Below are 24,060 nucleotides of genomic sequence, written 5' to 3' on the forward strand. Positions count from 1 at the left end.
GGACGTCGCGCCGCCCAACGCTCCCATGCCGATTCCTTTCGCCACCCGCCGCCATGCGCTCAGCGCGCTGTCTGCACTGCTGATGCCCGGCATCGCGCGCACGGCCATGGCGCAGAGCACCACCGATCCGTCGTTGGCCGCGGCCGAATGCGTGATCCCCGCCAAGGCCGGCGGCGGCTTCGACCTGACCTGCGCGCTGGCGCGCGATGCGCTGCAGGCCGTGCGCCCCGTGCGGCCGCCGCTCGGCCTGCGCTACCTGCCGGGCGGCATCGGCGCGGTGGCCTTCGACCGCATCGCCACCGGCCGGCTCGGCGGGCCTGGCACGCTGGTGGCGTTCTCCAGCGGCTCGCTGCTCAACCTCGCGCAGGGCCGCTTCGGTCCGCATGCGCCCGCGGCCGTGCGCTGGATTGCCGCGCTCGGCACCGACTACGGCGTGATCGCCGTGCACCGCGACTCGCCCTACAGGCAATTGCAGGACCTGGTGGCCGCGCTGCGCCAGGACCCCTCGCGCGTGGCCTTTGGCGCGGGCGGTACGGTCGGCAGCCAGGATTGGGTGAAGGCCGCGCTGCTGGCGCGCGCCGCCGGCCGCGACCACCGCGCCATGCGCTTCGTGTCCTTCGAAGGCGGCGGCGACGCGCTGGGCGCGCTGCAGGGCAGGCACGTCGATGCGTTCCCCGGCGACGCCGCCGAGGCGCTGCAGGCCATCGCGGGCGGTGCGGCGGTGCGGCTGCTGGCCGTGCTCTCGCAGGCGCGGCTGGGCGGTGCACTCGACGGTGTGCCGACCGCGCGAGAGCAAGGCGTGGACATCGTCTGGCCGACCGTGCGCGGCCTGTACCTCAGCGCGAACGTTCCCGATGCCGCGGTGCGCGCATGGACTGCGGCATTCGTCGAAGCCACGGCCGCACCCGGCTATGCGGCGCTGCGCGAACGGCATGGCCTCTACCCCTTCGCGCTGACCGGCGCCGCGCTCGACGACTACGTGCAGGCCCGCATCCAGGCCTACCGGCAGCTCGCCGAAGAACTGGGCCTGCGGCGCTGGAAGCCCTGAAGAACCCGGGTGGGCGAGGCCCCGCAGCGGTCCTTTCCACGGCATCGACGCGGCGGATTCCGTAGCGCCACGTGGCGCAGGCCTACAGCAGCGCCAGACGGGCGCCGGTAAGAACGGCTGAAAACAACCAAGGAGCTTCAGCCATGAGCCCGGAACACACGATCGACCCGTCCAGGCACCCGGATGCTGCGCGCCGATCCGGCTCGCAACGGTACTGGGCGCCCTGCCTGGCCGTGGCGCTGCTGGCGACATCCCTTTTCTATGTGGCCTTGAAAGACCTGGTGCACGAAAGCACCGCGCGCGCACCGGCCTTGCCGGCAGCGACCATGCCGGCCCATGTCGAGCCCCCGGTGCCAGCCAGGGAAGCGCCTGCCCCGCCGGTGCCCTTTCGCGCGCCGCTCGTGAACGCCGTCATCGAAAGCCCGGCGGTCGCTCCAGCAGAGCCGCCCGCCTTCGTCGAAGTGCAAAAGTGTGTCATGCCCGAGGGCGATGCCCTCTATTCCGATGGGCCCTGCCCCGAAAGCGCACGCGCAAGCACGCTGCGACTGCCACGCAACCTGCACGTGGCAGCGGCGCGGCTATAGGCGGCGTGGTTCAGAACCGGACCGGAGCCGCGCCTCAGGCCGCCTTCAGGAACACATCATGATCGGGCGCGAAATTGGCGTGCAGCGGCAGCATCGCGCCGCCCAGCGCACACGCCTGTGCACCCACCCGGCCCCCATGCAGCTGCGGCGCCCACAAGCCCTCCCAGTTGCACCGGGCCAGCGCTGCACGGGTCTGCTCGAGCAGGGCTTGCAGCAGCGAGCGCGACATCGAGCCGTCCATCACCACGTCCGCCAGGTCGAGCACCGCCGTGCTGCTCACGATGGCATGCGCGAGCGCCAGCGATGCGGAGCCGAGCCAGGCCTGCGTGGCTGCGGCAAAGGGCGCCTGCAGCGCGCGGTCGTCGTAGGCCGCGGTGGTATCCAGGCCCTGGGCCTGCAGCCGCTGTTCCAGTTCCCACAGCGAGGCCTCGGCCATCACCTGCGGCGGCAGCGCCCCGCCCGCACCAGCCTGCGCCGGCTGCATCGGCAGCGAAGCCAGCGCGCCCGCGTTGCCGTGCGCGCCGGTGTGCAGGTGCGAGTTGATGACCAGCCCGCCGCCCACGAAGGTGTCGACGAAGATGTAGAGAAAGCTCTTCAGGTCATGGCCGCGCCCGCCCACCAGCTCGGCCACGCAGGCTGCCACCGTGTCGCGCGCAAAGCTCACGGGCAGCTCGGTGCGCGCGCGCACCTCGGCCGCCAGGTCCATCTGGTTCCAGAGGTCGGCCTGCGCCTTCGACAGCCCGAGCGTGCGATGCCAGCCTCCGAGCTGGAACGGCGCGGCCAGCCCCGCACCCACGTTGCGCACCGCCAGCGGCCCGAGGCCCTCGCGCAGCCGGTGGATGTGCTGCGCGATGGCAGGCAGCAGTTCGTCCGCATCGGGAAAGTCGTAGCTGATCGCATGCCGCTCGCGCACCTTCGCGGTGAAGTCGATCAAGAGCCATTCGGCGCCGCGCCGGCCCACCTTGATGCCGATGGCAAAGGCCCCGTCGGGGTTGAGCGCGAGCGGCACCGAAGGCTGCCCGATGCGGCCGCGCACGCGGCCCTGCTTGATGATGAGCCCGTCTTCCTCGAGCCGCGCGGTGATGAGCCCGATGGTCTGCGCGCTCAGCCCCGTGAGCCGCGCGAGGTCGGCCTTGGGCAGGCTGGTGTGAACGCGCAGCGCCTGCAGCACGGTGCGCTCGTTGAACTGGCGCATGCCGACCTGGTTGGACCCGCGAGGCCGCAGCAGGTCGGGCGAGCGCGCAGGGGCTTCTGCATCAGGCATGCGCCTCCGCGGGCAGCTGGTCGGCGGTCATGGCACCGGTCATCACGGCCACCGTGTCGCTCATGCTGATGTTCTTCGGGTTGAGCACCGCCGCGCGCTTGCCCAGGCGCGCCACGTGGATGCGGTCGGCCACCTCGAACACGTGCGGCATGTTGTGGCTGATGAGCACCACCGGCAGGCCGCGGTCGCGCACGCGGCGGATCAGCTCGAGCACCATGTTGCCCTCCTTCACGCCAAGTGCCGCGGTGGGCTCGTCCATGATGACCACGTGCCGCGCGAAGGCCGCGCTGCGCGCCACCGCCACGCACTGGCGCTGGCCGCCCGAGAGCGTTTCGACTGCCTGCGTCATCGACTGGATGCCGACCTTCAGGTCCGCCATGCGGGCCGCGCTTTCGTGCAGCATCTTCTTCTTGTCGAGCATGCGCAGCATGTTGCCCAGGAAGCCGGGGCGGCGCAGCTCGCGGCCGAGAAAGAGGTTCTCGTAGATGGTCATGGCGGGCGCCACCGCCAGGTCCTGGTAGACCGTCTCGATGCCTGCACGCCGCGCATCGAGCGGGTTGCGAAAGTGCACCGGCGCGCCGTCGAGCAGGATCTCGCCCTCGTCCGGCACGATGGCGCCCGACAGCGCCTTGATCAGCGACGACTTGCCCGCGCCGTTGTCGCCGATCACCGCGAGGATTTCTCCTTCGCGCAGTTCGAAGTCGACACCATCGAGCGCCGTGACCTGGCCGTAGCGCTTCACCAGGCCACGGGCCTGCATCACGATCTTGGGGTTTGCCACGGTATTCATCAACGTGCTCCCCGGCGCGACAGCTGGTCTGCCGCCACCGCCAGAATCACCAGCACGCCCGTCACCAGCACCTGGTAGATCGAGGACACGCCCATCAGCGTGAGCCCGTTGCGGAACACACCCACGATCAGCACGCCGATCAGCGAGCCCAGCACCACGCCGCGGCCGCCGAACAGGCTGGTGCCGCCGAGCACCACGGCCGTGATGGCGTCGAGGTTCTCGGTCTGCCCCGCATTCGGATCGCCCACGCCGGTGCGCGCCACCGACAGCAGCGAGGCGATGCCGTACAGCGCGCCCGCCGCCACGTAAACGCCCAGCAGCACGCGCTGCGTCGGAATGCCGACCAGCCGCGTGGCCTCGGCGTTGTTGCCCACCGCGTAGATGTGCCGCCCCGCGGCCGTCTCGCGCAACACGAACCAGGCGAGCGCGTAGAGCACCAGCATCAGCACCGCGCCCCAGGCCACCGCGGCGCCGCCGACGGCGAAGGTGGTGCCCAGCCCCGTGAGGCCGGCGGGCAGGTCGGTGATGGTCTGGGATGACGAATACAGCTGCGTGATCGCGAACGCGATGTTCAGCGTGCCCAGGGTCACGATGAAGGGCGGCAGCTTGATGCGCGTGACCAGCAGGCCGTTGACCAGCCCGAACAGCGTCGTCACGCCCACGCCGCACAGAATGGCCACCGGCACCGGCAGCCCGAGCTCGGTCGCGAACTTGCTCATGATGATGCTGCCCAGCGCCATCACCATGCCGCACGACAGGTCGATGCCCGCCGTGAGAATGATCAGCGTCTGGCCGATGGCGATCACGCCGACCACCATCACCTGCTGCAGGATCAGCGAGAGGTTGTCCCCCGTGAGAAAACGGTCGGACTGGGTCGCAAAGAAGATGCATGCGCCAAGCAGGGCCAGCCACGGCCCCAGGGCGCCCCACGGAATGTGGTGCGTTGGAGATTTCGCCATCAAAGCGCTCCGATGCTTACTTCTTGCCCCAGCACAGCTCGGCGCCGGTCTTGGTGTCCTTGCTGTCGACGCCGGCCACGCTCTTGCCCGCGATCAGGGTCACGCCCGTGTCGACGTAGCCCGAGGCCTTCTTGCCCGTCTTGGCAAACTCCACGCCCGCCGCCACGCCCATCGCGGCCATCTTGAGCGGGTACTGCTGCGAGGTGGCGGCGATGATGCCGGCGCTGGTGTCCTTGATGCCCTGGCAGCCGCCGTCCACCGAGACGATCAGCACGCCCTTCTCCTTGCCCGCACGCTTGAGTGCGTTGTAGGCACCGGCCGCAGCGGGTTCGTTGATGGTGTAGACCAGGTTCACCTCGGGCGCCTTCTGCAGGCAGTTTTCCATCGCCGTCTGCGCCTTGGCCTGGTCGCCGAAGCTGTCGGCCATGCAGACGATCTCGGGCGCCTTCGACAGCTCGTTCGACTTGGCGTCGTTGGCCGGCAGGCCGAAGCCCTTCATGAAGCCGTTGTGCCGCTGCGCGCCCACCGGGTGGCCCGGCAGCAGGTCGAGCGCGACGATCTTCGGCGTCTTGCCGGCCATCGCGGCCTTGGCATATTCGCCGATCAGCACGCCGGCCGTGTAGTTGTTGGTGGCAAAGAGCGCATCGGTCGCATCCGGCGGATCGGCCGGGCTGTCGAGCGCGATCACCATCACGCCCTTGTCGCGCGCCTTCTTGATCGCCGGCACGATGGCCTTGGCGTCGCTCGGCGTGATGAGGATGGTCTTGGCGCCCGCGGCGATCATGTTTTCCATCGCAGTGATCTGGCCCGCGTTGTCGCCGTCGGCCTTGCCCGAGCCCGAGAGCAGCTTGGCGCCGAGCTTCTTGGCCTCTTCCTGCGCGCCCTCCTTCATCTTGACGAAAAAGGGATTGGTTTCGGTCTTGGTGACCAGGCCGATGACGGGCTGGTCGGCGGCGAAGGCGGCAGACGATGCGGCCAGGGACATGGCCGCCATGGCCAGGATGGAGCGGGAGCTGAACATGGTTTGTCTCCGTACGTTCGTTGGCGGGCGGCAAGCGCCCGCGGGGCTGGATAACCGGCAGCGGCCCCTGTGTGGAAGGAGCGCGGCGGCCGGACGCAGGGAGACTATCGGCGAGCGAAGCGACTAAATCAAGTGGTTTTAGTTATCGAAAACCCGAGGGGGCGCAAGTTCGCACCTCGCGGCCTCACAGGGTGTTGTTGAGCTGCGCACCCTCGAATTCGACCTGCTCGAAATAGCTGTCAGTCAAGTCGACCTGCTCGCCGCGCAGGTTCCTTGCGTACGTTCGTTCCCTTGCACTGCAGCACCTTCACATGGCTCCAGTCGCTGCCGTCGAAGTTCATGCCGTTCCACGTGCACTGGACAAAGCGGCAACCGCGAAGGGAGCTTTGGCTGAACTGCGCCTGGTCGAAGGCACAGCGCGTGAACACGCAATCCGCCATAGCGATGTGCTCGACGTTGCAGCGCGTGAAGCTGCAGCCATCGAATTGGCAGGCGGTCCAGCCGGCGCGCCTAAAGACCGTGTCCGTGAAGCTGCTGCCCGAGAAGGACGACGCGGCGAATTGCGCCGTTTCCAGTCCAGCCGGGGATAGGCATTGGCGTCGCTTTGGCCGGCCAGGCCCGCGGGCGCGCCGCCGAGGCCTTTGCGCCATTTGTCGTGGTCGAGGATGAATTGTTGGGCGCTTATGTTGTTTGTCCCAATTGCCACAATGGTTCATCCCACGTCAACGGGGCCATCTCCTGCCCAAGGGCTCTGCAATGTCATTGATCTGGATTCTTATATTCGACATCTATTTTATAACCTTGCATCTGGAGTTTTTTTTCCTGCTCGATGCGGATGGACAGCTGTCTTTTTCTTGCCCCAGGATATAGCGCCTTCCATTTTTTACGCTCCTCACCTTGAAATTCGCTACGCTCCATCTCGTTCTTCGATATCAGCTCGATCCAAACAATATACGCGCCGGGGAGGTTCGGCTTCATCCGATCCTGGTCTCTAGAGAATCTGACGGACATAGCAACATCATTCAAGAAGAACTTCCATTGCGAGCGATCTGAAAGCTTCATCCAGACATCCAAGGGAGGCAGGTAATTCGAGTCCAATGAGTAGAACGTATCGTCTTCTGCGATTTGATAACGAAATGCGTCCTCCCCGCTCAATCGAGGGTCACTCGGATAGATCCAGCGTGTCCATCCTGCACTTCGGATTTTTTGCAGCAGTGCGAATATTTTTTGCCGAGCTTCGTCATGAGCGATGGTTTCGCTCTGGGAGATGTTCGTCGTAATCACAATCTTCGAAAAGCCCTCTCCTGGATATTCGTCATCGAAAGTCCCCATTGCCCCCAACACCGCTTCCAATTGAAATTCACTTAAACGATTGCGAACGATCAATTGCCCCGGATTTTTGACCGTCCAATCGAGGCCGTAGAACTTTAACCCATGATTTTTTGAATTGATTTCAACCTTTTTCCCATAACGTCTGACCCAAGCCTCGGGAGGCTCTCCAATCTCTACGAATACGTTGCGTTTTTCCGAGGAATTCATAACTGTTTTCGATAAGGCATCTGGGGTTTGGCTTGGGGCAGCCCACGCCAAAAAAGAAAAACTGGCAAGCAAAAAAATGGCGAACACCCCATTTAATTCTCGAAAATTCATCAGAGTGCTCGACTTTCCTTCAGATAAACAACCGAATCTTGTGTATCGACCCAGCCTGCCATCGCCGACAGTTCCGCTTCCATGAACGAGGTCTTTCTTCTCATCAAGTCATGAAATTGGCTCCCGACCAACTCGATCCATTTCATTCGGCTTTGATAGCTTTCCAATTTCGTATCCTCGGAAGCGACATTGCTGTACTCCGGAAGATCGGTATCGCATTGACTGATGAAAGAAACCTTCAACTTGGGGCTGACCCAACTTGCCGGAACTGCAAAAGCCTTTGCCAGCCCCCGCAACTCCGAATCATTTCTTTGAACTTTGATCCACCAAGAAAAATCGGCATTGTTATAAATGAGATTTTGCAGGATGTTTTTTTGCTCATGGGCAGCCATTTTCATCAGATGGCGTAGTTGTGGAGTCAATTGCTCAAGGCAAGGCTTGTTTTTCTTTGCCACCAGTGAAAAAGGGCACACGAATGAGCCTCACGGCCCTCCAGGAAGAAGGAGCCTTGATCGACATCGAGGAATGGAAAAAGCGCCAGCCGAATAGCGCTGCTGCACATCGCGCGCAGGGAGCCGGGAAGGCAGGCGGGAAGCAGCAGCCCCCGCCTTTACCTTTATCTACTCCTGCTCAACCCGCGCGCGCCGTCAGCCACTGCGCCGGCGCCAGCGCAGCGCCCACAACGCGCACTTCCCCGATGTTGCCGAAGAAGCCGTCGGCGCGGGCGCCGTCCCACGAGCCGCCGCCCACCACCCAGGGCGAACTGGCCGAGAGCGTGGCCAGTCCGGGTGCGTTGCCGATGTTGCGCAGCACCGGCGCACCTTCGACATACATCGTGGTGTCGTGCGACACCGGGTCGTTGACGATTGCGATATGCACCCAGCGGTCGGCAATCACCTCGCCGGACCAGTTGGTCTTGGGAGAGCGCGCGCCGGCCGCGCTTGGCACCACTTCCCACTGCACTTCGCGCAGGCTCGAGATCGCGAACAGCATCGGCGGCGCTTCCGGGTCTCCGCCCTGGTAGCCGGCAAGGTCGCCGCGCCGGCCGTCGCGCGTCATGATGTTCATCCACGCCTGCTTGCTGCTGGTCCAGCTCTTGTCGATCTTCACGAAGGCCTCGACGGTGTAGCCCTTGTCCAGCGTCTGGCCATTGATCGGTGCCGCTGCCTCGGTCAGGAAGTAGCTCAGGCGCGGCACGTTCTTGTCGGTGTTCAGGAAGCGCACCGAGCCCGGCGCCGCCGAGAGATGGTGGCGGTCGTCGGTCCAGACGATGTCGCCGTCCGCCGCGCCCTGGATGCCGCCCTGGTTCAGCGCGTCGCGGTGCAGCGGATTGGCGCCGGCCACGTCTGCAATGACGGTCCCAGGCAGCACCGGCTGGTTGGCGGTGCCGCCGAAGAAGCGCCAGTGCGCGAGCGTGTTCGCAACCTTGGGATAGTCGTCCGGATTCGAGGCCGGCCGCTGTGCGAGCACCTCGGGCTCGGTGTAGTTCGCGAGGATCATGGCCCTGGCCTGGTCGACCAGCGAACCGTCGATGGTGGCGCTGCCCGTGCCGAAGCTCTTGTTGAAGCCTGCGAAACGCTGCGCAAAGTCCATCTCGATGGTGAAGGCCTCGTTGGGCGTGGCGAGCACGGCCTGGTCGAAGGACGTCAGCGTGGCGGCCGGCTTCTGCGGCACCCAGGGCGAAAACGACAGCACCTTGATCTGCTTGCGGGTCAGGTCGAATTCATAGAGGCGCATCAGGCCGTTGCCGCCCTGGTAGGCCATCTGGTAGTCGACCACCATCTCCTCGACCTGGTGGCCGAAGTCGTTGGTCTTCGTGAGGTGCGCGGCGCCGTGATGGTGGCCGTTGAGCGTCATGAAGATCTGGTCGTTGTCGCGGATCAGCTTCTCCCAGAGCATCTTGCCGTAGTCGGTCTCGAGCGGGCTGGTGCCGTCGGCAGCAATGTTGAGCAGCTGGTGGTTGACCAGGATCACCGGCAGCGTGGGGTTCTTCGCGATCACCTGGCGCGCCCAGGCGATGCCGGCATCCGAGATGCGCCACGACAGCGACAGCACCATGAACTTCTGGCCCTGCGCCTCGAACACGTGGTATTCGTGGAAGCCGCTGGCGTCGCGCGCGCCGAAGGTGGACTGGCGCCTGGCGCGCTCGGTGCCGAACCATTGCAGGTAGGGCTCGTTGGCAAGCGTGCGGGTCGCGTCGGTGCCGCTGTTCGGGTCGACGCTGTAGTCCACGTCGTTCAGCACGTCGTGGTTGCCGGCGAGCACGCTGTAGGGCAGCCTGGCGTCTTCGAGCACCTTCATGGCAGCATCGGCCACCTTCCACTGGTCGGGCTTGCCGACCTGGTCGACCACGTCGCCGAGGTGAATGGTGAAGGGAATGTTCAGCGCCTTGGCATTGGCTGCGATCCACTTCGTCTGGGCGGCGAAGGGTGCGCTGCCGAAACGCTTGTCGTATTGGTCGTTCTCGGCGGCCGTGGCATAGCGCGCATAGAACTGGGTGTCGGGCATCACGGCGAGCGCGAAGCTGGAGACCCTGGTGTCGGCCGGCGCCGCGGGCGGCGGCGGTGCAGGCGCCGGAGCGGGTGCAGGGGCCGGCAACGGTCCGAAGCCGGGCGCAACGCCGCCTCCTCCGCCACCGCAGGCGGCCAGCATGGCACTGCTGCCGCCGACGGCCAGCAGGGATGCGCCGAGCTTGAGGACCTGGCGGCGCGGCGGGGCCGCCGGTTCGCCATGGGATTCGGGCAGGGAAGGATGGCTCGGAGTGCGCGCGCCGCGCGGATCGTCGGAAACAGACATGGGGATGGCAAAGCGTTGGAAAGCGCGCAGCGTAGGCAAGCCCGATGACGTGGGCATTGAGGGCCCGTGACACTTTGTTTGCCGTGCGATTTCCGCGCGCACGCCGCAAGAAGCTCAGGCCTTGCCCACCCGCTCCAGTCTCACCACCCGCCACGCGCACAGGCTCCCCACCGCCGCCAGCACGGCCGCCAGCGCAAACATGGTGCGGTAGCCCAGTTCCTGCGCCACCGCACCGCCCAGCAGCACGCCCAGCACGCCGCCGAAGCCATAGCCGATCACCGTGAAGAGCGCCTGTCCCCTTCCGCGCAGCCGGCCCGGAAAGCGCCGCGACACCACGGCGATGCAGGTCGTGTGGTGCGCCGCGAAGCTCAGCGCATGCAGCCATTGCGCGACGACGAGCGCCGCGATCGAGCCGCCCAGCCCGGCAGTGAGGCCCAGCCGCGCCACGGCGGCAATGCCGCACACCAGCATCCAGCGCGGCATCGGCAAGAGGCCGATGAGCCGCCCCTGCAGGAAGAACCAGACGATCTCGGCCACCACCGACAACGCCCACAGCAGGCCGATGACGCTCTTGCCGTAGCCGAGCGAATCGAGGTACAGCGAGAAAAAAGCGTAGACGGAGAAGTGCGACATCACCTGGAAGAACAGCGACGCGAAGAACCACCGCACCGCCGGGATGCGCAGCACCGGCCCGATCGGCTCCTTGACCGCGTCGTGCGCCGCCACCGGCTCGCGGATGTCGGGCAGCTTCATCGTCGCGATCAGCACGATGGCCAGCGTGCCCGCGGCCCAGGCCGGAAAGTGCTTCATGCCGAAGTGCTCGAACCACTCGCCCGCAAAGAACACGGTCACCAGGAAGCCGGCCGAGCCGCAAAGGCGAATGCGCCCGTAGCGCCCCCAGTCGCCCGCCACCAGCTGCGCCATGGCGGCCTCGGTGAGCGACATCATCGAACTGGTGTGGGTGAACATCACCAGCAGCACCAGCGCCAGCCACCAGGCGCCGCCGTGCCACCAGAGCCCGAACGAACTGGCGAGCGCCACGGCGGCGCTGAAGCGCAGCAGCTTCACGCGCTGCCCGGTGTGGTCGCTGAGCGCACCCCAGGCATAGGGCGCGAACACGCGCGTGATCGACTGCACCGAGGCCAGCAGGCTGATCGTGAAGATCGGCAGCCCCAGGTCCTGGAGCCACAGCGGCAGGTAGGGGTTGAAGAAACCGATGTGCGCGAAATAGCTGGCCGACAGACCAGCGAACGCCAGCAGGTGGCCGCGCCCGGCGGCCACGGGTGGCGCAGTAGACACTAGAGGAAGGACGCCTGCGGCGAGGCGGATTCCGGCTTCTCGGCTTGCGTTTGCACATCGCCGCACTGCGCACGGTTGCGCAGCGCGTGCTCCATGACCACCAGCGCGAGCATGGCCTCGGCGATGGGCGTCGCGCGGATGCCGACGCACGGATCGTGGCGGCCCTTCGTGACCACCTCGACCGGGTTGTTGTGGATGTCGATGGACTGGCGCGGGCTGATGATCGAGCTGGTGGGCTTGATCGCGATGCTCACCTCGAGGTCCTGGCCCGAGCTGATGCCGCCCAGGATGCCGCCTGCGTTGTTGGTGACGAAGCCGGTGGGCGTGATCGAGTCGCCGTGCGTGGTGCCGCGCTGCGTGATGCTGTCGAAGCCGGCGCCGATCTCGACCGCCTTCACGGCGTTGATGCCCATCATCGCGTAGGCGATTTCGGCGTCGAGCTTGTCGAACAGGGGTTCGCCCAGGCCGATGGGCACGTTGGTGGCCGTCACGCGGATGCGCGCGCCGCAGGAATCGCCGGCCTTGCGCAGGCGGTCCATGTAGGCCTCGAGTTCGCTCACGTCGGCGACGGGTGCGAAGAAGGGATTGTTGGGCACGTGGTCCCAGCTCTCGAACGGAATGGCGATCTCGCCGATCTGCGTCATGCAGCCGCGGAACACCATGCCGTATTTCTCGGCCAGCCACTTCTTGGCGACCGCGCCCGCGGCCACCATGGGCGCCGTGAGCCGCGCCGAAGAGCGCCCGCCCCCGCGTGGATCGCGGATGCCGTATTTCTTCCAGTAGGTGAAGTCGGCGTGGCCGGGGCGGAACTGCTGGGCGATCTGGCCGTAGTCCTTGCTGCGCTGGTCGGTGTTCTGGATCAGCAGCGCAATCGGGGTGCCGGTGGTCTTGCCTTCGTAGATGCCCGAAAGAATCTGCACCGCGTCGGGTTCGTTGCGCTGGGTGACGTGGCGGCTGGTGCCGGGACGGCGGCGGTCGAGATCGCCCTGGATGTCGGCCTCGCTCAATGCCATGCCCGGGGGGCAGCCGTCGATGACGCAGCCGATGGCCGGGCCGTGCGACTCGCCGAAATTGGTGACCGCGAAGAGAGTTCCGAAGGTGTTGCCGCTCATGGTGGGGATTATCCCTACAAAGCGGCGGCCACTCAGTCCGTCGTGTTTTCCATGCGCCTGGTGAGCGTGCCCAGCTGCAGTTCGATGGCGAAGAGCCGTTCGTTCAGCACGGCCGTCTGAAGCCGTATGGCCTCGACGATGGCCCTGGTCTGCGGGTCCGAGGTGTTGTCGGCCAGTTCCGCCAGGTCGTGCAGCTTCTTGCGAAGTTCGTTGCTCATGGGAGGCTCCGTTCGTCGTCTCGTGGAGGCCCCAGTATGGGTCTTCGCCAGCGCCCAGGCAATGCGTGGAAGCCGGTCATGCGTCCTGCTGCTGCGCCAGCCACCGCTCGAGCTTGCCCATCGCGCCGGTCCAGCCATGGTTGTGCCCTTCGCGCGCGGCCTCGTCGAAGAACTGCTCGTGCAGCAGGACCAGTTCGCAGCCGTTGCCATCAGGCTCGATCCGCACCGTGACGCGGGACTCGCGCTCCGGCGTGCTGCGCCAGGCCCAGCTGAAGACCAGCTTGCGGTTGGGCACGAGCTCCAGGTAGGTGCCGCTCACGTCGTGCGTTTCTCCATCGGCCGCGCGCATGGCGACGCGAAAGCGGCCCCCCACGCGCAGGTCGACCTCGGCCACCGGCACGGAAACGATTTCTTCAGGGCCGAACCAGGCCTTCAGCGCTTGCGGGTCAGTCCACGCGCGCCAGACTTTTTCGGGGGCGACGGGGTAGTGCCTGCGGAGGGTGAGCGAGGGTCGCTCTTTGGCGGGGGCGGCAGGTTTTGCCATTCGGTCTCCTCTTGGTGGTAGAGAAAGCGCGCCAATGCGTCGAGGCGCCCGGTCCAGAATTTCTCATAGCGCGACAGCCACACGGCAGCCTCCTGCATGGGGCGCGGCGAGAGTTCGCAGCGCACGATGCGGCCCTCTTTCGTGCGCGAGATGAGCCCGGCGTCCTCCAGCACCCGCAGGTGCTTCATGAAGCCGGTCAGCGACATGCCATGCGGTTCGGCCAGCTCGGTCACGCTGAGGCTGCGCTCGCCCAGCGTCTCCAGCACGGTGCGCCGCGTGGGGTCGGAGAGCGCGGCGAAGACGGCGTCGAGGGTGGCATTGTCTGAGTGAACCATATGGTTGAGTATATGGTGTTTTTCTTGAGAGGCGTTGCGGGCGCCAGTCTCGGGAACGCTTTATGCGTGCCGCACCACGGCACACACCACCCGCGAAGGAGCGCCCCATGCCGGACCGAACCGCCACCCAGTTCTCCCACGTCAAACCCGGCGACACCGCGTATGTCTCGGGCGGCCTGCGCGATTTCTTTCTCTACCGCGACCTCGGCATTGCCGAGGCCACCCACGGCAAGGTCATCGCGCACCTCGTCAAGGCCAACATGGCACCGGAAACGGGCACCGGCTGGCACCGCCACGAGGCCGACTTCCAGATCGTGATCATGCTCAAGGGCTGGGCGCGCTTCATGTACGAGGACAAGGAAACGCTGGTCGAAGCCGGCGACGTGGTGCACCAGCGGCCCGGCATCCGCCATTTCCTTTTCGATTACTCGCCCGACATGGAATACCTGGAGATCGTCTCGCCGGCCGACTTCAAGAGCATCGACGTCGAGCCGGTGTGCGAGATTCCGCCGCCCACGCCGTGGGCCTAGGCACGCCTAGCTCGGGAAGGGGCGATGCGGCCCGGCAACTGACGGAGGAGGAATTCACTTCGGTGGGACGAAGCACGCCCTCGCATCCCGGAAAGCTTCAGTCTTTCTTGAAGCTACAGCAATTCGCAACGAAAATCTGCCGATGCCCACCGCCACCCTTCCCCCGCTCAGCCGCCAGTTCGTCGCCCACTTCGGCGAGATGGGCAGCAAGTGGGGCATCAACCGCACGGTCGGCCAGATCTACGCGCTGATCTTCATTTCCGAGCATGCGCTCAACGCCGACGAGATTGCCGAGCTGCTCGAGTTCTCGCGCTCCAACGTGAGCATGGGCCTGAAGGAACTGCAGGCCTGGCGGCTGGTGCACCTGCGCCACCACCCCGGCGACCGGCGCGAGTATTTCGAGGCGCCCGCGGACGTGTGGGAGATCTTTCGCGTGCTGGCCGAGGAGCGCCGCCGCCGCGAGATCGAGCCCACGCTCTCGATGCTGCGCAACGCGCTGCTCGAATCGCCCGCGAGCGATGCCGAGCGGCATGCGCAGGAGCGCATGCGCGAGATGCACGACCTGATCGACCGGCTCATGAAGTGGTTCGACGACGTGCAGCGGCTCGCACCGGAGACCGCCTTGCAGCTGATGGGCATGGGCGCCACCGTGACCAAGGTGCTGGGCCTCAAGGACCGCATCACCGGCAGCACCCCCAAGAAGAACAAGCCGGCTGCCGGTTGAGAGGTTTCAGAGCCGCTCCTGCCCCTGCGGCGCTTCGGGCACCGCGAGCTTTTCCTTGCGGATGGCGTCGTCGTCCATGAGTTCGTACCACATGGCGTTGAGCACGGCGAAGGCAGCCGCCAGCGGCAGGCCGAGAATCCAGGCGAAGTACCACATCTCTTTTCGTCCTTTCAGTAGGCGTGTCCGCTCTCGTCGCGGATGGCCTGTTCGTCGACCTTGCCCCACAGCACGTGGTAGACCCAGGTGGTGTAGGCCACGACGATGGGAATGAAGATGGCCGTGACCACCAGCATGATGAACAGCGTGAGATGGCTCGACGACGAGTCCCACACCGTGAGGCTGGCGCGCGGGTCGATCGACGACGGCAGGATGAACGGGAACATCGATGCGCCCACGCTCAGGATGATGCCGGCGATGCCGAGTGCGGCCGCCAGCAGCGCAAGCACCGGCCGCCGCAACACCAGCCCGAGCAGCGCACCCAGCGCACCGACGAAGCCGAGCACCGGTGCAGCCAGCGTCCACGGGTGCGCCGCGTAGTTGGCGGTCCATGCGCCGGCATGCAGCTCGACGGTCTTGAGCATCGGGTTCGACGGCCCGACGGCGTCCACCACGCTGCTGATCCGGTAGCCGCCGATGCTCGTCGCGAGCAGAACGCCGGCCAGCGCATACAGCGCGACGGTGAGCACGGAGGCAACGATGCCGTAGGTGCGCGCACGTTCCGCCACTGCGCCCGCCGTCTTGAGCAGCAGCCACGCAGCGCCGTGCATCACGAGCATCGCCACCGACACCAGGCCGCACAGGATCGCGAACGGATTCAGCAAGCCGAAGAAGCCGCCGTCGTAGAAGATGTGCATGTCCGCGCCGAAGCGGAACGGCACGCCCTGCAGCACGTTGCCCACGGCCACGCCGCAGATCAGCGCGGGCACGAAGCCGCTGAAGAACAGCACCCAGTCCCAGCGCGCGCGCCATTGCGGCGACTCGCGCTTGCTGCGGAACTTGAAGGCCACGGGCCGCAGGATGAGCGCCGTGAGAATCACGAACATCGCCAGGTAGAAGCCCGAGAACGACACGGCGTACAGCTGCGGCCACGCCGCGAAGATCGCGCCGCCGCCAAGGATCAGCCACACCTGGTTGCCCTCCCACACCGGGCCCACGCTGTTGATGACCACGCGGCGCTCGATGTCGTTGCGCGCCGCGAAAGGCAGCAGCATGCCGCTGCCCAGGTCGAAGCCGTCGGTCACGGCGAAACCCACCAGCAGCACGCCGATCAACAGCCACCAGATGATGCGCAGGGTGTCGTAGTCTAGAAGTGTGTGGAGGATCATGCGGCGCTCCCGGTGGAAGGAATGACGGCGGCACCTGCGTGTGCCGGCGGAATGTGCGAGAGCGTGTCGCCCTCGTCGGGTGCATGCTCCGCCTCCGGTCCCTTGCGGATGGCCTTGAGCATCAGCTTCATCTCGATGATCAGCAGCGTGGTGTAGATCGCGACGAAGCCGGCGAGCGTGAGCAGCAGCGTCTTCACGCCCAGGTTCGAGACGGCGACCGCGGTCGGCAACACGCCTTCGATCACCCACGGCTGGCGGCCGAACTCCGCCACCAGCCAGCCGGACTCGATGGCGATCCACGGCAGCGGTATGGCAAGCACTGCGATCCTCAGCAGCCAGCGGTGGCTGTCGAGCCGGCGCCGCGTCGAAAGCACGAAGAAGGTGGCCGTCAGCACGATCAGCAGCACGCCGATGCCCACCATGATCCGGAACAGCCAGAAGAGCGGCGCCACCTGCGGCACGGTGTCCCATGCGGCCTTGGAAATCTGCTCGGGCGTGGCGTTGCGCGGATCGTCGACGTAGCGCTTGAGCAGCAGCGCATAGCCCATGTCGGTGCCGCCGTTCTCGAAGGCGTCGCGCACGCCCTGCGGCACGGCCTGCGTGCTGCCGGCGGCCCGGATCTGCTGCAGCGCGTCGTAGGCCTTGATGCCTTCGCGGATGCGCACCTCGGCGCGCTTCACGAGCTCGTCGATGCCGGGGATCACGGTGTTGAGCGAGCGCGTGCCGATCAGCCCCATCACCGCCGGAATATGGATCGCGTAGTGCGTCTCGCGCGCCTCCTGGTCGGGGAAGCCGAAGGCGGTGAAGGCCGCCGGCGCGGGATGCGTCTCCCACATGGCCTCGATGGCGGCCAGCTTCATCTTCTGGTGTTCGGTCGACAGGTAGCCGCTCTCGTCGCCCAGCACCACCACCGACAGCGACGCCGCCAGGCCGAACGAGGCCGCCACCGTCATCGAGCGCTTGGCCAATTCGAGGTGGCGGCCCTTGAGCACGTACCAGGCCGACACGCCCAGCACGAACACCGCCGCGCACACATAGCCCGCCGACACGGTATGCACGAACTTGGCCTGCGCCACCGGGTTGGTCAGCACCGCAAAAAAGTCGGTCACCTCCATGCGCATGGTCTGCGGATTGAAGGCTGCGCCCACGGGGTTCTGCATCCAGCCGTTGGCAATGAGGATCCACAGCGCCGAGAAGTTGGAGCCGATGGCCACGGCCCAGGTGGCGATCAGGTGGCCCACCTTGGAGAGCTTGTCCCAGCCGAAGAAGAACAGGCCCACGAAGGTGGCTTCCATGAAGAAGGCCATCAGCCCCTCGATGGCCAGCGGCGCGCCGAAGATGTCGCCGACGTAGTGGCTGTAGTAGCTCCAGTTCATGCCGAACTGGAACTCCATCACCACGCCGGTGGCCACGCCCATCGCAAAGTTGATGCCGAACAGCACGCCCCAGAACTTGGTCATGTCGCGCCAGATCACGCGGCCCGTCATCACGTAGACGGTTTCCATGACCGCGAGGATGATCGACAGCCCGAGCGTCAACGGCACGAACAGGAAGTGGTAGAGCGCCGTGGCGGCGAACTGCAGGCGCGATAGCGCGACGATGTCGAGGTCCATGGGGTGGCTTCCTTTGTGTTCCCTGTGTCGGTCTTTGGCTTCTGTCGGTTCAGTCGGGCCGCAGCACATTCAGTGCGGCGTCGAAGGCGGGGCTGCCGCGCCGCAGGTCGGCAACGATGCGGCCCTGCCGCATGTACACCAGGCGGTCGGCCAGCGCGGCCTCGCGTCGCAGGTGCGTGGCGATCAGCAGCGTGCGCGGGCCGGCCTCCCTGGACAGGCGCTGCAGCACGTCGTGCGCGATGGCGGCGTCCAGCGCCTCGGTGGGCTCGTCGAGCAGCCAGAGCGGCACCGGACGCAGCAGCAGCCGCGCGAGCGCGAGCCGGCGCGACTGCCCACCCGAAAGGCCCAGGCCCCCTTCGCCCAGCAGGGTGTCGAGTCCGGCGGGGAAGGAACGCACGTCGCTCGCAAGGCCGGCCGATTGCAGCGCGCTCCAGAGGTGGGTGTCGTCTGCGGCGGGATCGGCGAGCCGCAGGTTGTCGCGCAGGCTGTCCTGGAAGAGCTCGGTGCGCTGGGTCAGGAGGCAGGCCGGCTGGGCGTTGACGCTGCCGGCCAATGGTGCGATTTCTCCGGCGATCACCCCGAGCAGCGTCGACTTGCCCGCGCCGCTCGCGCCGATCAGCGCCACCCGTTCGCCCGGGGCAACGGCCAGCGAGACATCGCTCAGCGCAGGAATGCTGCTGCCGGCATGCGCCGCGCCCAAGTGGGAAAGGCTCACTGCGCAAGCCGCGCCGGGTTCGACAGCGGCGACGCCTGGCCGCGCCTCTCCAGGCGCCATGCGCGGCGCGAGGCGCCGGACCGCGAGCCAGGTGCGGCCGGCATCGAGCGCACCGCGCCTGAGGGCCGCGAAAGGCTCCGTGGCCGTCAGCGCCACCAGCAGCCCGAGCGCAGCGGCAGGTGCGCCGATGGCGCCCTCGCCCACGAGCGCGCCCACCGCCAGCAGCACGCCCGCCAGCGTCAGCGTGCCGGCCACGCCGTAGGCCGCGCCGGCCGAAGTCTCGAGCCTGTTCAGCGCAAGGTCGACCCTGGCCAGGTGCGCGTCGGCGTTCATCAGTGCGTCGCGCTGCGCATCGGCGCGCCCCGCCATCACCAGGTCGGTCTGGCCCGCGACGAGGTCGACGGTGCGCGCCCGCAGCGCCTCGATGCCATGTGCGCGGCGCACCGCCGGGCGCCGGGCGCGCCGCGCGATGAACAGTGCCAGGCCCCAGCCGGCGGCCACCAGCCACAGCAGCAGCGCGAGCCCCACGCCGACGTGCATGAATCCGAGCACCACGCCTGCGAACAGCGCCGCGCCCAGCGCCGCGGCAGCGGGCACGAGCAGCCGCAGGTAGAGCGACTCCAGCGCATCGATGTCGGAGGTCAGCCGGAACAGCAGCCGCGACGGCCGCATCGCCAGTTCGAGCGCCGCGCCGGGGCGTGCCCAGCCGCGGAACAGGCGCACGCGCAATGCCGCGAGCACGCCGAAGGTTGCATCGTGCGTGACCAGGCGCTCGCCGTAGCGCGATGCGGTGCGTCCCAGCGCCAGCAGCCGGATGCCGGCCGAGGGCATGAACACGTCGAAGGTGAAGGCCGTGGCCGCGTGCAGGCCGGCCAGCGCCGTCGCGGTGATGAACCAGCCCGACAGGCCGAGCAAGGCCATGCCCACCAGCACGGTGGCCGCCGCCAGCAGGCCGCCCCACAGCAGCGCGCGAGGCTGCGTTGCCAGGAAGGGCCGCAGCACCAGCCGGAGATCGCGCCAGCCGCCCTGAGATCTGCTCATGCGGCGCGCTCCAAGGCCGCATCGGCCGGCTCGGCATCGAGGCGGATCGAGCGGTGCATGCGCGCCGCCAGCACCGGGTCGTGCGTGGCGACGACCAGGGTCTTTCCGCGCGCAAGGGCGAGCAGCGCGTCGGCCACCTGGGTGGCGGTTTCGCTGTCGAGGTGGGCGGTGGGCTCGTCCACCAGCAGCAGGTCGGCACACGGATGGACCGCGATGCGCGCCAGCGCGAGGCGCACCGCCTCGCCGCCCGACAGGCCGATGCCACCCTCGCCCAGCGCCACGCCCGGATGCGCCTGCGCCACCGTCTCGAGCGAGGCGAAGCGCATCGCCGCCGCAACCTGCGAGGCGCCCACGCCCGCGCGCCCGAGCGCGACGTTGGATTCGACCGAGCCCGCGAACACATGCGGCTTCTGTCCCATCCACGCGATGCGCTGGCGCAGCGCACCCACCGTGCGATCGGACAGCGGCACGCCGCCGATGGAGATTTCGCCGCGCGCGGCCGGCAGCAGCCCCGCCATCAGCGACAGCAGCGCCGTCTTGCCCGTGCCGCTCGCGCCCGTGAGCGCCACGTGCTCGCCGGCCGCAATGCGCAGATCGAAGCCTTCGAAGACCTGGCGCTCGTCGCCCGGCCATGCGAAATGCAGGTCGCGGATCACGACGGCGGGCGCGGAGCCTGCGCGGGCCGCGCCTGTCGCGGCACGTGCGATCGGGGAGTCCGCGCCAGGCAGGGGCAATGCGCGCCTTTGCAGCGCATCGAGCGCCTGCAGTGCCGCCTCGCCGGCCGCGCGGTCGTGCCAGACCGCCGAGAGTTCGCGCAGCGGTTCGAAGAACGCCGGCGCGAGCAGCAGGATGAACAGCCCTTCCCCCAGGCTCAGCTGGCCTCCCCAGGCACCAAAGCCCAAGGTGCCCAGCAGATGGAAGCCGACGTACGCCGCCACCATGGCCACGCCCAGCGCCGAGAAAAGCTCCAGCACCGCCGACGAGAGGAAGGCGATGCGCAGCACCGCCATGGTCCGTTCCCGCAGCGACTGCGCCGCCTGCGCGAGCCGCTCGGCGGCCGCTTCCACCGCATCGAGCGCGCGCAGCGTGGCCAGCCCGCGCAGCCGGTCGAGCAGGAAGGCGTTCATGCCGCCCATCTCGACCATCTGCGCCTCGCTCGCCGCCTTGGCGCGCCAGCCGACGATGGCCATGAAAAGCGGGATGAGCGGAGCGGCAGCCAGCAGCACGAGTGCCGCCACCCACGAAAGGCTGGCCACTGCCGCCAGGATGACGGCCGGAACCACCATCGCGCGCCAGCGTGCCGGCCGGTAACGCACCAGATACGGCACCAGCGCTTCCGCCTGCTCGGCCAGAACGCTGGCCGCGCGCCCGGACGCGGCACGCTCGCGGTCCAGCGGCGAACCGGCCGCCAGCGCGAAGGCAGTCTGGGCGCGCAGCGCCGAGAGCTGCGCCCTTGCATGTCCGAAGATGCGCCTTGCGCCCCATGCCTCGCACACAGCCCGCAGCACGCCGAGCAGCAGGATGCCGCCGGCCGGCCACTGCACCGCCGAAATCCCCTGCCCCGAGGCCAGCCCCTGCACAGCCATGGCCAGCAGCGCCGCCTGCGGAATCCACGTGAGCGCCGCGGCGCCCTGCACGAGGCTTGCGGCATCCGGCCGTGCAGAAAACTGCAGCGGCGGCCGTGGCGGAGGATGCTTGATCATTCCTTGATATTTTGTATTTTCAGTATTTACTGAATATTCGCAATCTTATCAAAGGCGGAAAAACCCTGAAGCAGCCGGGAGCGTGACCGCTCCGGCGCCCTCTTGCAACCATTTCAGTGAAAACCGCCCGCGCCCTGCGCTGCCAGCGCGGGCGGCTCAGGTCAGAGCGAGACGAGCATTCCGCTGACCAGCAGGGCTGCGAACAGCGCCGCGACCACGCGCCACGACGCGGGCCGCAGCTCGACGCTGCGGTGCAGCAACTGCGCAGCGGCCACCGAAAGCCCGAAGGTGGCGGCCAGGCCCAGCGCATCGATCCAGGCGGGATGCGGCCCCAGCTGCGCCGCCGCCGCATTGGTGGCCAGCAGCACCGGGAAGTGGATCAGGAACAGCGAATACGACATGCGGCCCAGCCGCTGCAAGGGCATGGCCGCATCCGGCCAGCGCCCGAGCGAGAGCCAGCCGCGCCGCTGCGCAACGGCAATCAGCAGCGCGCTCACCAGGGCGGTGGCGATGCGGCTGCGCCAGTCGACCGCGAGCGCGCCCGCGCCGGTCAGCGCGAGCAGCACGATGGCACTGCGCCACGTGCTCGCGCGCGTCGCGCGTCCGATCCAGAAGGCCAGCATGCCGAGCCCGTAGGCGCCGAAGAAATAGAACCCTGTACCGTCGAGATCCGCGTTGCGGTTGAAGAGCAGCAGCGAAGCGGTGGCCAGGCACAACACCAGCGCCACCGGAATCCAGCGCTCGTACGAAGCCGCAGCCGGTGCCGGTGCGCGCCGCAGCATCGCGGGAAGCCCCATGAGCGCCAGCGCCAGCACGAACAGCTGGAAGTCGATGGCCACGTACCAGACGCCCGTGGACAGCGCCTCGTAGCCCAGCAGGTCCTGTATCAGCAAGCCGTGCGCAAGCAACTGGCCGATGCTCGGCGCGGCCGGCACGTCGTCGCCCGCCATCCAGGGGCGCACCAGGGCGGCCACCAGCACCGACACCGTGAGCGCCGCCAGGTAGGGCATGACCAGGCGGCCGTAGCGCTGCAGGATGCGCGCCATCGGCCGCTCCACGCGCAGCAAGCCGTCGGGTGCCAGGCTGGAAGCCGCAAGAAAGCCGGCAATCACCAGGAAGACCTGCACCGCGAGCCGGCCGTCATCGGCCAGCCAGCCCAGCAGGCCCGGTGCCAGCAGGAAGGCGCCCACCGGCATCGTGCCGTAGCGCGACAGGTGGTGCCCGACGATCACCGCGCAAGCGACGCCCTTGGCGATGTCGAGCAGCGGCATCCGCCCGCGCTGCGCGGGCTCCGCGGCAGGCGCCGGGTTGCGCGCGCCGTTCAAAGTGCGAGCCGCTGCCTTGCTTCCTGGTATTCGCGCTTGAGCTTTTCGATGAACGCGGCCGCGCTGGCCACTTCGGTCACGGCGCCGATGCCCTGGCCCGAGCCCCAGATGTCCTTCCAGGCCTTGGCCTTGCTGCCCTCGCCGCCGCCGAAGTTCATGGTCTTGACGTCGCCTTCGGGCAGGTTGGCCGGGTCCATGCCGGCCTTGACGATGCTGGGCGCCAGGTAGTTGCCGTGCACGCCCGTGAAGAGGCTGGAATAGACGATGTCGTCCGAGGTGCCATCCACGATGGCCTGCTTGTACTCGTCGCTCGCACGCGCTTCCTCGGTCGCGATGAAGGCGGTGCCGATGTAGGCGAAGTCCGCACCCATGGCCTGCGCCGCGAGCACCGCGCCGCCGGTGGCGATGGAGCCCGACAGCGCAATGGGGCCGTCGAACCACTGGCGGATTTCCTGCACCAGCGCGAACGGGCTCTTCACGCCCGCATGGCCGCCGGCGCCGGCCGCCACGGCAATGATGCCGTCGGCGCCCTTCTCGATCGCCTTCTGCGCGAACTTGTTGTTGATGATGTCGTGCAGCGTGACGCCGCCGTAGCTGTGCACCGCATCGTTCACGTCGGTGCGCGCGCCCAGCGAGGTGATGACGATCGGCACCTTGTACTTCACGACCATCTCCATGTCGTGCTCGAGCCGGTCGTTGCTCTTGTGCACGATCTGGTTGATGGCGAACGGTGCGGCGGGCTTGTCCGGGTTGGCCTTGTTGTAGGCCGCGAGCTCCTCGGTGATCTCGGCCAGCCAGTCTTCGAGCTGGGCCGCGGGGCGGGCGTTGAGCGCCGGCATCGAGCCGACCACGCCGGCCTTGCATTGCGCGATCACGAGCTTGGGGTTGCTGATGATGAACAGCGGCGAGCCGATGATGGGCAGCGGCAGGTTGGCGAGCACGGGGGGCAGCTTCGACATGTCGTCTCCGGGAATGGGGTTCGGTTTTATATAAGAGGAAGGCCTGCATCGCCCGTCAGGTGGGCGACACGGGGCCGTGGGTCATCAGAAGGCGTCGAGCGCCAGCGCCGTCACGCTTTCCGCGCCATCGACGATGCTGTCGCGCAGCCCGGGCGCCTTGGCGAGGATGTGCTCGGCGTAGAAGCGGGCGGTCGCGATCTTGGCCTGCATGAAGTCCACGTCGACGTTGTGCAACGCAAGGTCCTGCGCAATGATCAGCGAGCGCGCCAGCTGCCAGCCGGCCACGAGGTTGCCCGCGAGCATCAGGTAGGGCACGCTGCCCGCGAACACCGCGTTGGGCGAGGCCTTGGTCTGGCCCGCCACGAAATCCACCACTTCCACAAAAGCCTCGCGCGCGGCCTTCAGGCGCTTGAGCACCGCCGCCGCGGCCGCGCTGCTGTCGCTCTTGGCAAGCTCGGCTTCGGTCTTCTCGATCTGCGCCGCAATGGCCCTGGCGGTCTGGCCG

The 24,060-nt window shown here is 67.4% G+C and carries 25 protein-coding genes; 4 read left to right on the top strand and 21 right to left on the bottom strand.

Annotated features, from left to right (window positions below; all coding sequences use genetic code 11):
• Window positions 1-25 precede the first annotated feature (25 nt).
• Both IB278_RS10205 and IB278_RS10210 read left to right on the top strand, forming a co-directional pair.
• Window positions 26-1,048 carry a Bug family tripartite tricarboxylate transporter substrate binding protein gene (locus IB278_RS10205; protein ID WP_192323348.1) on the top strand — a complete coding sequence of 341 codons (1,023 nt, stop codon included), beginning with the start codon at window positions 26-28 and terminating at the stop codon, window positions 1,046-1,048.
• Window positions 1,049-1,191: 143 nt separating this feature from the next.
• Complete coding sequence (locus tag IB278_RS10210; RefSeq protein WP_145744601.1) at window positions 1,192-1,632, top strand: hypothetical protein; 441 nt, start codon at window positions 1,192-1,194, stop codon at window positions 1,630-1,632.
• A gap of 34 nt (window positions 1,633-1,666) precedes the next feature.
• On the opposite strand, the gene IB278_RS10215 is transcribed toward IB278_RS10210, so the two are convergent.
• The 13 genes from IB278_RS10215 to IB278_RS10275 all read right to left on the bottom strand — a co-directional run bounded on the left by IB278_RS10215 (window position 1,667) and on the right by IB278_RS10275 (window position 13,620).
• Window positions 1,667-2,896 carry an ROK family transcriptional regulator gene (locus IB278_RS10215; RefSeq protein ID WP_145744599.1) on the bottom strand — a complete coding sequence of 410 codons (1,230 nt, stop codon included), beginning with the start codon at window positions 2,894-2,896 and terminating at the stop codon, window positions 1,667-1,669.
• The gene (locus tag IB278_RS10220; RefSeq protein WP_145744597.1) at window positions 2,889-3,686 is read right to left on the bottom strand and encodes an ATP-binding cassette domain-containing protein; all 798 of its coding nucleotides are present in this window, start codon (window positions 3,684-3,686) and stop codon (window positions 2,889-2,891) included. Before IB278_RS10220 ends, IB278_RS10215 begins: the two co-directional genes overlap by 8 nt.
• On the bottom strand, window positions 3,686-4,645 hold the full coding sequence (locus tag IB278_RS10225; RefSeq protein WP_145744595.1) for an ABC transporter permease: 960 nt from the start codon (window positions 4,643-4,645) through the stop codon (window positions 3,686-3,688). Before IB278_RS10225 ends, IB278_RS10220 begins: the two co-directional genes overlap by 1 nt.
• Window positions 4,646-4,661: 16 nt before the next feature.
• Complete coding sequence (locus tag IB278_RS10230) at window positions 4,662-5,666, bottom strand: sugar ABC transporter substrate-binding protein (RefSeq protein WP_192323349.1); 1,005 nt, start codon at window positions 5,664-5,666, stop codon at window positions 4,662-4,664.
• A 239-nt stretch (window positions 5,667-5,905) separates the two neighbouring features.
• Window positions 5,906-6,382 (bottom strand): pentapeptide repeat-containing protein, encoded by a 477-nt coding sequence (locus IB278_RS34205; RefSeq protein WP_318646680.1) that lies wholly within the window; start codon window positions 6,380-6,382, stop codon window positions 5,906-5,908.
• 43 nt (window positions 6,383-6,425) lie between these two features.
• The gene (locus tag IB278_RS10240) at window positions 6,426-7,316 is read right to left on the bottom strand and encodes a hypothetical protein (protein ID WP_192323350.1); all 891 of its coding nucleotides are present in this window, start codon (window positions 7,314-7,316) and stop codon (window positions 6,426-6,428) included.
• Window positions 7,316-7,789, bottom strand: coding sequence for a DUF2515 family protein (locus IB278_RS10245; RefSeq protein ID WP_412556323.1), 474 nt, complete (start codon window positions 7,787-7,789; stop codon window positions 7,316-7,318). Before IB278_RS10245 ends, IB278_RS10240 begins: the two co-directional genes overlap by 1 nt.
• 157 nt (window positions 7,790-7,946) lie before the next feature.
• Window positions 7,947-10,112 (bottom strand): LamG-like jellyroll fold domain-containing protein, encoded by a 2,166-nt coding sequence (locus IB278_RS10250; protein ID WP_192323352.1) that lies wholly within the window; start codon window positions 10,110-10,112, stop codon window positions 7,947-7,949.
• A 114-nt stretch (window positions 10,113-10,226) separates the two neighbouring features.
• Window positions 10,227-11,411 carry an MFS transporter gene (locus tag IB278_RS10255; protein WP_145747790.1) on the bottom strand — a complete coding sequence of 395 codons (1,185 nt, stop codon included), beginning with the start codon at window positions 11,409-11,411 and terminating at the stop codon, window positions 10,227-10,229.
• The gene (aroC, locus tag IB278_RS10260) at window positions 11,411-12,523 is read right to left on the bottom strand and encodes a chorismate synthase (RefSeq protein ID WP_145747791.1); all 1,113 of its coding nucleotides are present in this window, start codon (window positions 12,521-12,523) and stop codon (window positions 11,411-11,413) included. The genes IB278_RS10255 and aroC overlap by 1 nt, the downstream gene beginning before the upstream one ends.
• Window positions 12,524-12,555: 32 nt before the next feature.
• Window positions 12,556-12,741: a hypothetical protein gene (locus IB278_RS10265; RefSeq protein WP_021008003.1), complete on the bottom strand. Its 186-nt coding sequence runs from the start codon at window positions 12,739-12,741 to the stop codon at window positions 12,556-12,558.
• 76 nt (window positions 12,742-12,817) lie between these two features.
• The gene (locus IB278_RS10270; RefSeq protein ID WP_145747792.1) at window positions 12,818-13,285 is read right to left on the bottom strand and encodes an SRPBCC family protein; all 468 of its coding nucleotides are present in this window, start codon (window positions 13,283-13,285) and stop codon (window positions 12,818-12,820) included.
• Window positions 13,174-13,620, bottom strand: a complete 447-nt coding sequence (locus IB278_RS10275; protein ID WP_192323353.1) for an ArsR/SmtB family transcription factor — start codon at window positions 13,618-13,620, stop codon at window positions 13,174-13,176. Before IB278_RS10275 ends, IB278_RS10270 begins: the two co-directional genes overlap by 112 nt.
• A 107-nt stretch (window positions 13,621-13,727) precedes the next feature.
• Between IB278_RS10275 and IB278_RS10280 the strand changes: the two genes are divergently transcribed.
• The gene (locus IB278_RS10280; RefSeq protein ID WP_145747794.1) at window positions 13,728-14,150 is read left to right on the top strand and encodes a cupin domain-containing protein; all 423 of its coding nucleotides are present in this window, start codon (window positions 13,728-13,730) and stop codon (window positions 14,148-14,150) included.
• A gap of 142 nt (window positions 14,151-14,292) precedes the next feature.
• Window positions 14,293-14,874: a GbsR/MarR family transcriptional regulator gene (locus tag IB278_RS10285; protein WP_192323354.1), complete on the top strand. Its 582-nt coding sequence runs from the start codon at window positions 14,293-14,295 to the stop codon at window positions 14,872-14,874.
• A gap of 6 nt (window positions 14,875-14,880) precedes the next feature.
• Here IB278_RS10285 and cydX read toward each other — a convergent pair whose 3' ends face one another.
• The 8 genes from cydX to IB278_RS10325 form a co-directional block, all read right to left on the bottom strand.
• Window positions 14,881-15,030: a cytochrome bd-I oxidase subunit CydX gene (gene cydX / locus IB278_RS10290; protein ID WP_145747796.1), complete on the bottom strand. Its 150-nt coding sequence runs from the start codon at window positions 15,028-15,030 to the stop codon at window positions 14,881-14,883.
• 14 nt (window positions 15,031-15,044) lie between these two features.
• On the bottom strand, window positions 15,045-16,199 hold the full coding sequence (cydB, locus tag IB278_RS10295; RefSeq protein ID WP_145747797.1) for a cytochrome d ubiquinol oxidase subunit II: 1,155 nt from the start codon (window positions 16,197-16,199) through the stop codon (window positions 15,045-15,047).
• Window positions 16,196-17,812 carry a cytochrome ubiquinol oxidase subunit I gene (locus IB278_RS10300; protein ID WP_145747798.1) on the bottom strand — a complete coding sequence of 539 codons (1,617 nt, stop codon included), beginning with the start codon at window positions 17,810-17,812 and terminating at the stop codon, window positions 16,196-16,198. The genes cydB and IB278_RS10300 overlap by 4 nt, the downstream gene beginning before the upstream one ends.
• Before the next feature lie 49 nt (window positions 17,813-17,861).
• Window positions 17,862-19,568 carry an amino acid ABC transporter ATP-binding/permease protein gene (locus tag IB278_RS10305; protein WP_192323355.1) on the bottom strand — a complete coding sequence of 569 codons (1,707 nt, stop codon included), beginning with the start codon at window positions 19,566-19,568 and terminating at the stop codon, window positions 17,862-17,864.
• Window positions 19,565-21,271, bottom strand: a complete 1,707-nt coding sequence (gene cydD, locus IB278_RS10310; RefSeq protein ID WP_192323356.1) for a thiol reductant ABC exporter subunit CydD — start codon at window positions 21,269-21,271, stop codon at window positions 19,565-19,567. The genes IB278_RS10305 and cydD overlap by 4 nt, the downstream gene beginning before the upstream one ends.
• A 161-nt stretch (window positions 21,272-21,432) precedes the next feature.
• The gene (locus IB278_RS10315) at window positions 21,433-22,596 is read right to left on the bottom strand and encodes an acyltransferase family protein (RefSeq protein WP_412556324.1); all 1,164 of its coding nucleotides are present in this window, start codon (window positions 22,594-22,596) and stop codon (window positions 21,433-21,435) included.
• Entirely contained in the window at window positions 22,593-23,555 is a 963-nt protein-coding gene (locus IB278_RS10320; protein ID WP_145747801.1) for an NAD(P)H-dependent flavin oxidoreductase, read from the bottom strand. Before IB278_RS10320 ends, IB278_RS10315 begins: the two co-directional genes overlap by 4 nt.
• A gap of 84 nt (window positions 23,556-23,639) precedes the next feature.
• On the bottom strand, window positions 23,640-24,060 hold a 421-nt coding region (locus IB278_RS10325; RefSeq protein WP_192323357.1), incomplete at its 5' end, for an acyl-CoA dehydrogenase C-terminal domain-containing protein.

It is taken from the genome of Variovorax sp. VRV01 (genome assembly GCF_014852545.1).
In the GTDB taxonomy this organism is placed as follows: Bacteria; Pseudomonadota; Gammaproteobacteria; order Burkholderiales; family Burkholderiaceae_C; genus Variovorax; species Variovorax beijingensis_A.

Excerpts from the sequence above, each read along its gene's own strand:
- IB278_RS10205 (WP_192323348.1), top strand. The coding sequence starts at position 26 with ATGCCGATTCCTTTCGCCACCCGCCGCCATGCGCTCAGCGCGCTGTCT.
- IB278_RS10210 (WP_145744601.1), top strand. The coding sequence starts at position 1,192 with ATGAGCCCGGAACACACGATCGACCCGTCCAGGCACCCGGATGCTGCG.
- IB278_RS10215 (WP_145744599.1), bottom strand. The coding sequence starts at position 2,896 with ATGCCTGATGCAGAAGCCCCTGCGCGCTCGCCCGACCTGCTGCGGCCT.
- IB278_RS10220 (WP_145744597.1), bottom strand. The coding sequence starts at position 3,686 with ATGAATACCGTGGCAAACCCCAAGATCGTGATGCAGGCCCGTGGCCTG.
- IB278_RS10225 (WP_145744595.1), bottom strand. The coding sequence starts at position 4,645 with ATGGCGAAATCTCCAACGCACCACATTCCGTGGGGCGCCCTGGGGCCG.
- IB278_RS10230 (WP_192323349.1), bottom strand. The coding sequence starts at position 5,666 with ATGTTCAGCTCCCGCTCCATCCTGGCCATGGCGGCCATGTCCCTGGCC.
- IB278_RS34205 (WP_318646680.1), bottom strand. The coding sequence starts at position 6,382 with ATGAACCATTGTGGCAATTGGGACAAACAACATAAGCGCCCAACAATT.
- IB278_RS10240 (WP_192323350.1), bottom strand. The coding sequence starts at position 7,316 with ATGAATTTTCGAGAATTAAATGGGGTGTTCGCCATTTTTTTGCTTGCC.
- IB278_RS10250 (WP_192323352.1), bottom strand. The coding sequence starts at position 10,112 with ATGTCTGTTTCCGACGATCCGCGCGGCGCGCGCACTCCGAGCCATCCT.
- aroC (WP_145747791.1), bottom strand. The coding sequence starts at position 12,523 with ATGAGCGGCAACACCTTCGGAACTCTCTTCGCGGTCACCAATTTCGGC.
- IB278_RS10265 (WP_021008003.1), bottom strand. The coding sequence starts at position 12,741 with ATGAGCAACGAACTTCGCAAGAAGCTGCACGACCTGGCGGAACTGGCC.
- IB278_RS10270 (WP_145747792.1), bottom strand. The coding sequence starts at position 13,285 with ATGGCAAAACCTGCCGCCCCCGCCAAAGAGCGACCCTCGCTCACCCTC.
- IB278_RS10275 (WP_192323353.1), bottom strand. The coding sequence starts at position 13,620 with ATGGTTCACTCAGACAATGCCACCCTCGACGCCGTCTTCGCCGCGCTC.
- IB278_RS10280 (WP_145747794.1), top strand. The coding sequence starts at position 13,728 with ATGCCGGACCGAACCGCCACCCAGTTCTCCCACGTCAAACCCGGCGAC.
- IB278_RS10285 (WP_192323354.1), top strand. The coding sequence starts at position 14,293 with ATGCCCACCGCCACCCTTCCCCCGCTCAGCCGCCAGTTCGTCGCCCAC.
- cydX (WP_145747796.1), bottom strand. The coding sequence starts at position 15,030 with ATGTGGTACTTCGCCTGGATTCTCGGCCTGCCGCTGGCGGCTGCCTTC.
- cydB (WP_145747797.1), bottom strand. The coding sequence starts at position 16,199 with ATGATCCTCCACACACTTCTAGACTACGACACCCTGCGCATCATCTGG.
- IB278_RS10300 (WP_145747798.1), bottom strand. The coding sequence starts at position 17,812 with ATGGACCTCGACATCGTCGCGCTATCGCGCCTGCAGTTCGCCGCCACG.
- IB278_RS10305 (WP_192323355.1), bottom strand. The coding sequence starts at position 19,568 with ATGAGCAGATCTCAGGGCGGCTGGCGCGATCTCCGGCTGGTGCTGCGG.
- cydD (WP_192323356.1), bottom strand. The coding sequence starts at position 21,271 with ATGATCAAGCATCCTCCGCCACGGCCGCCGCTGCAGTTTTCTGCACGG.
- IB278_RS10320 (WP_145747801.1), bottom strand. The coding sequence starts at position 23,555 with ATGTCGAAGCTGCCCCCCGTGCTCGCCAACCTGCCGCTGCCCATCATC.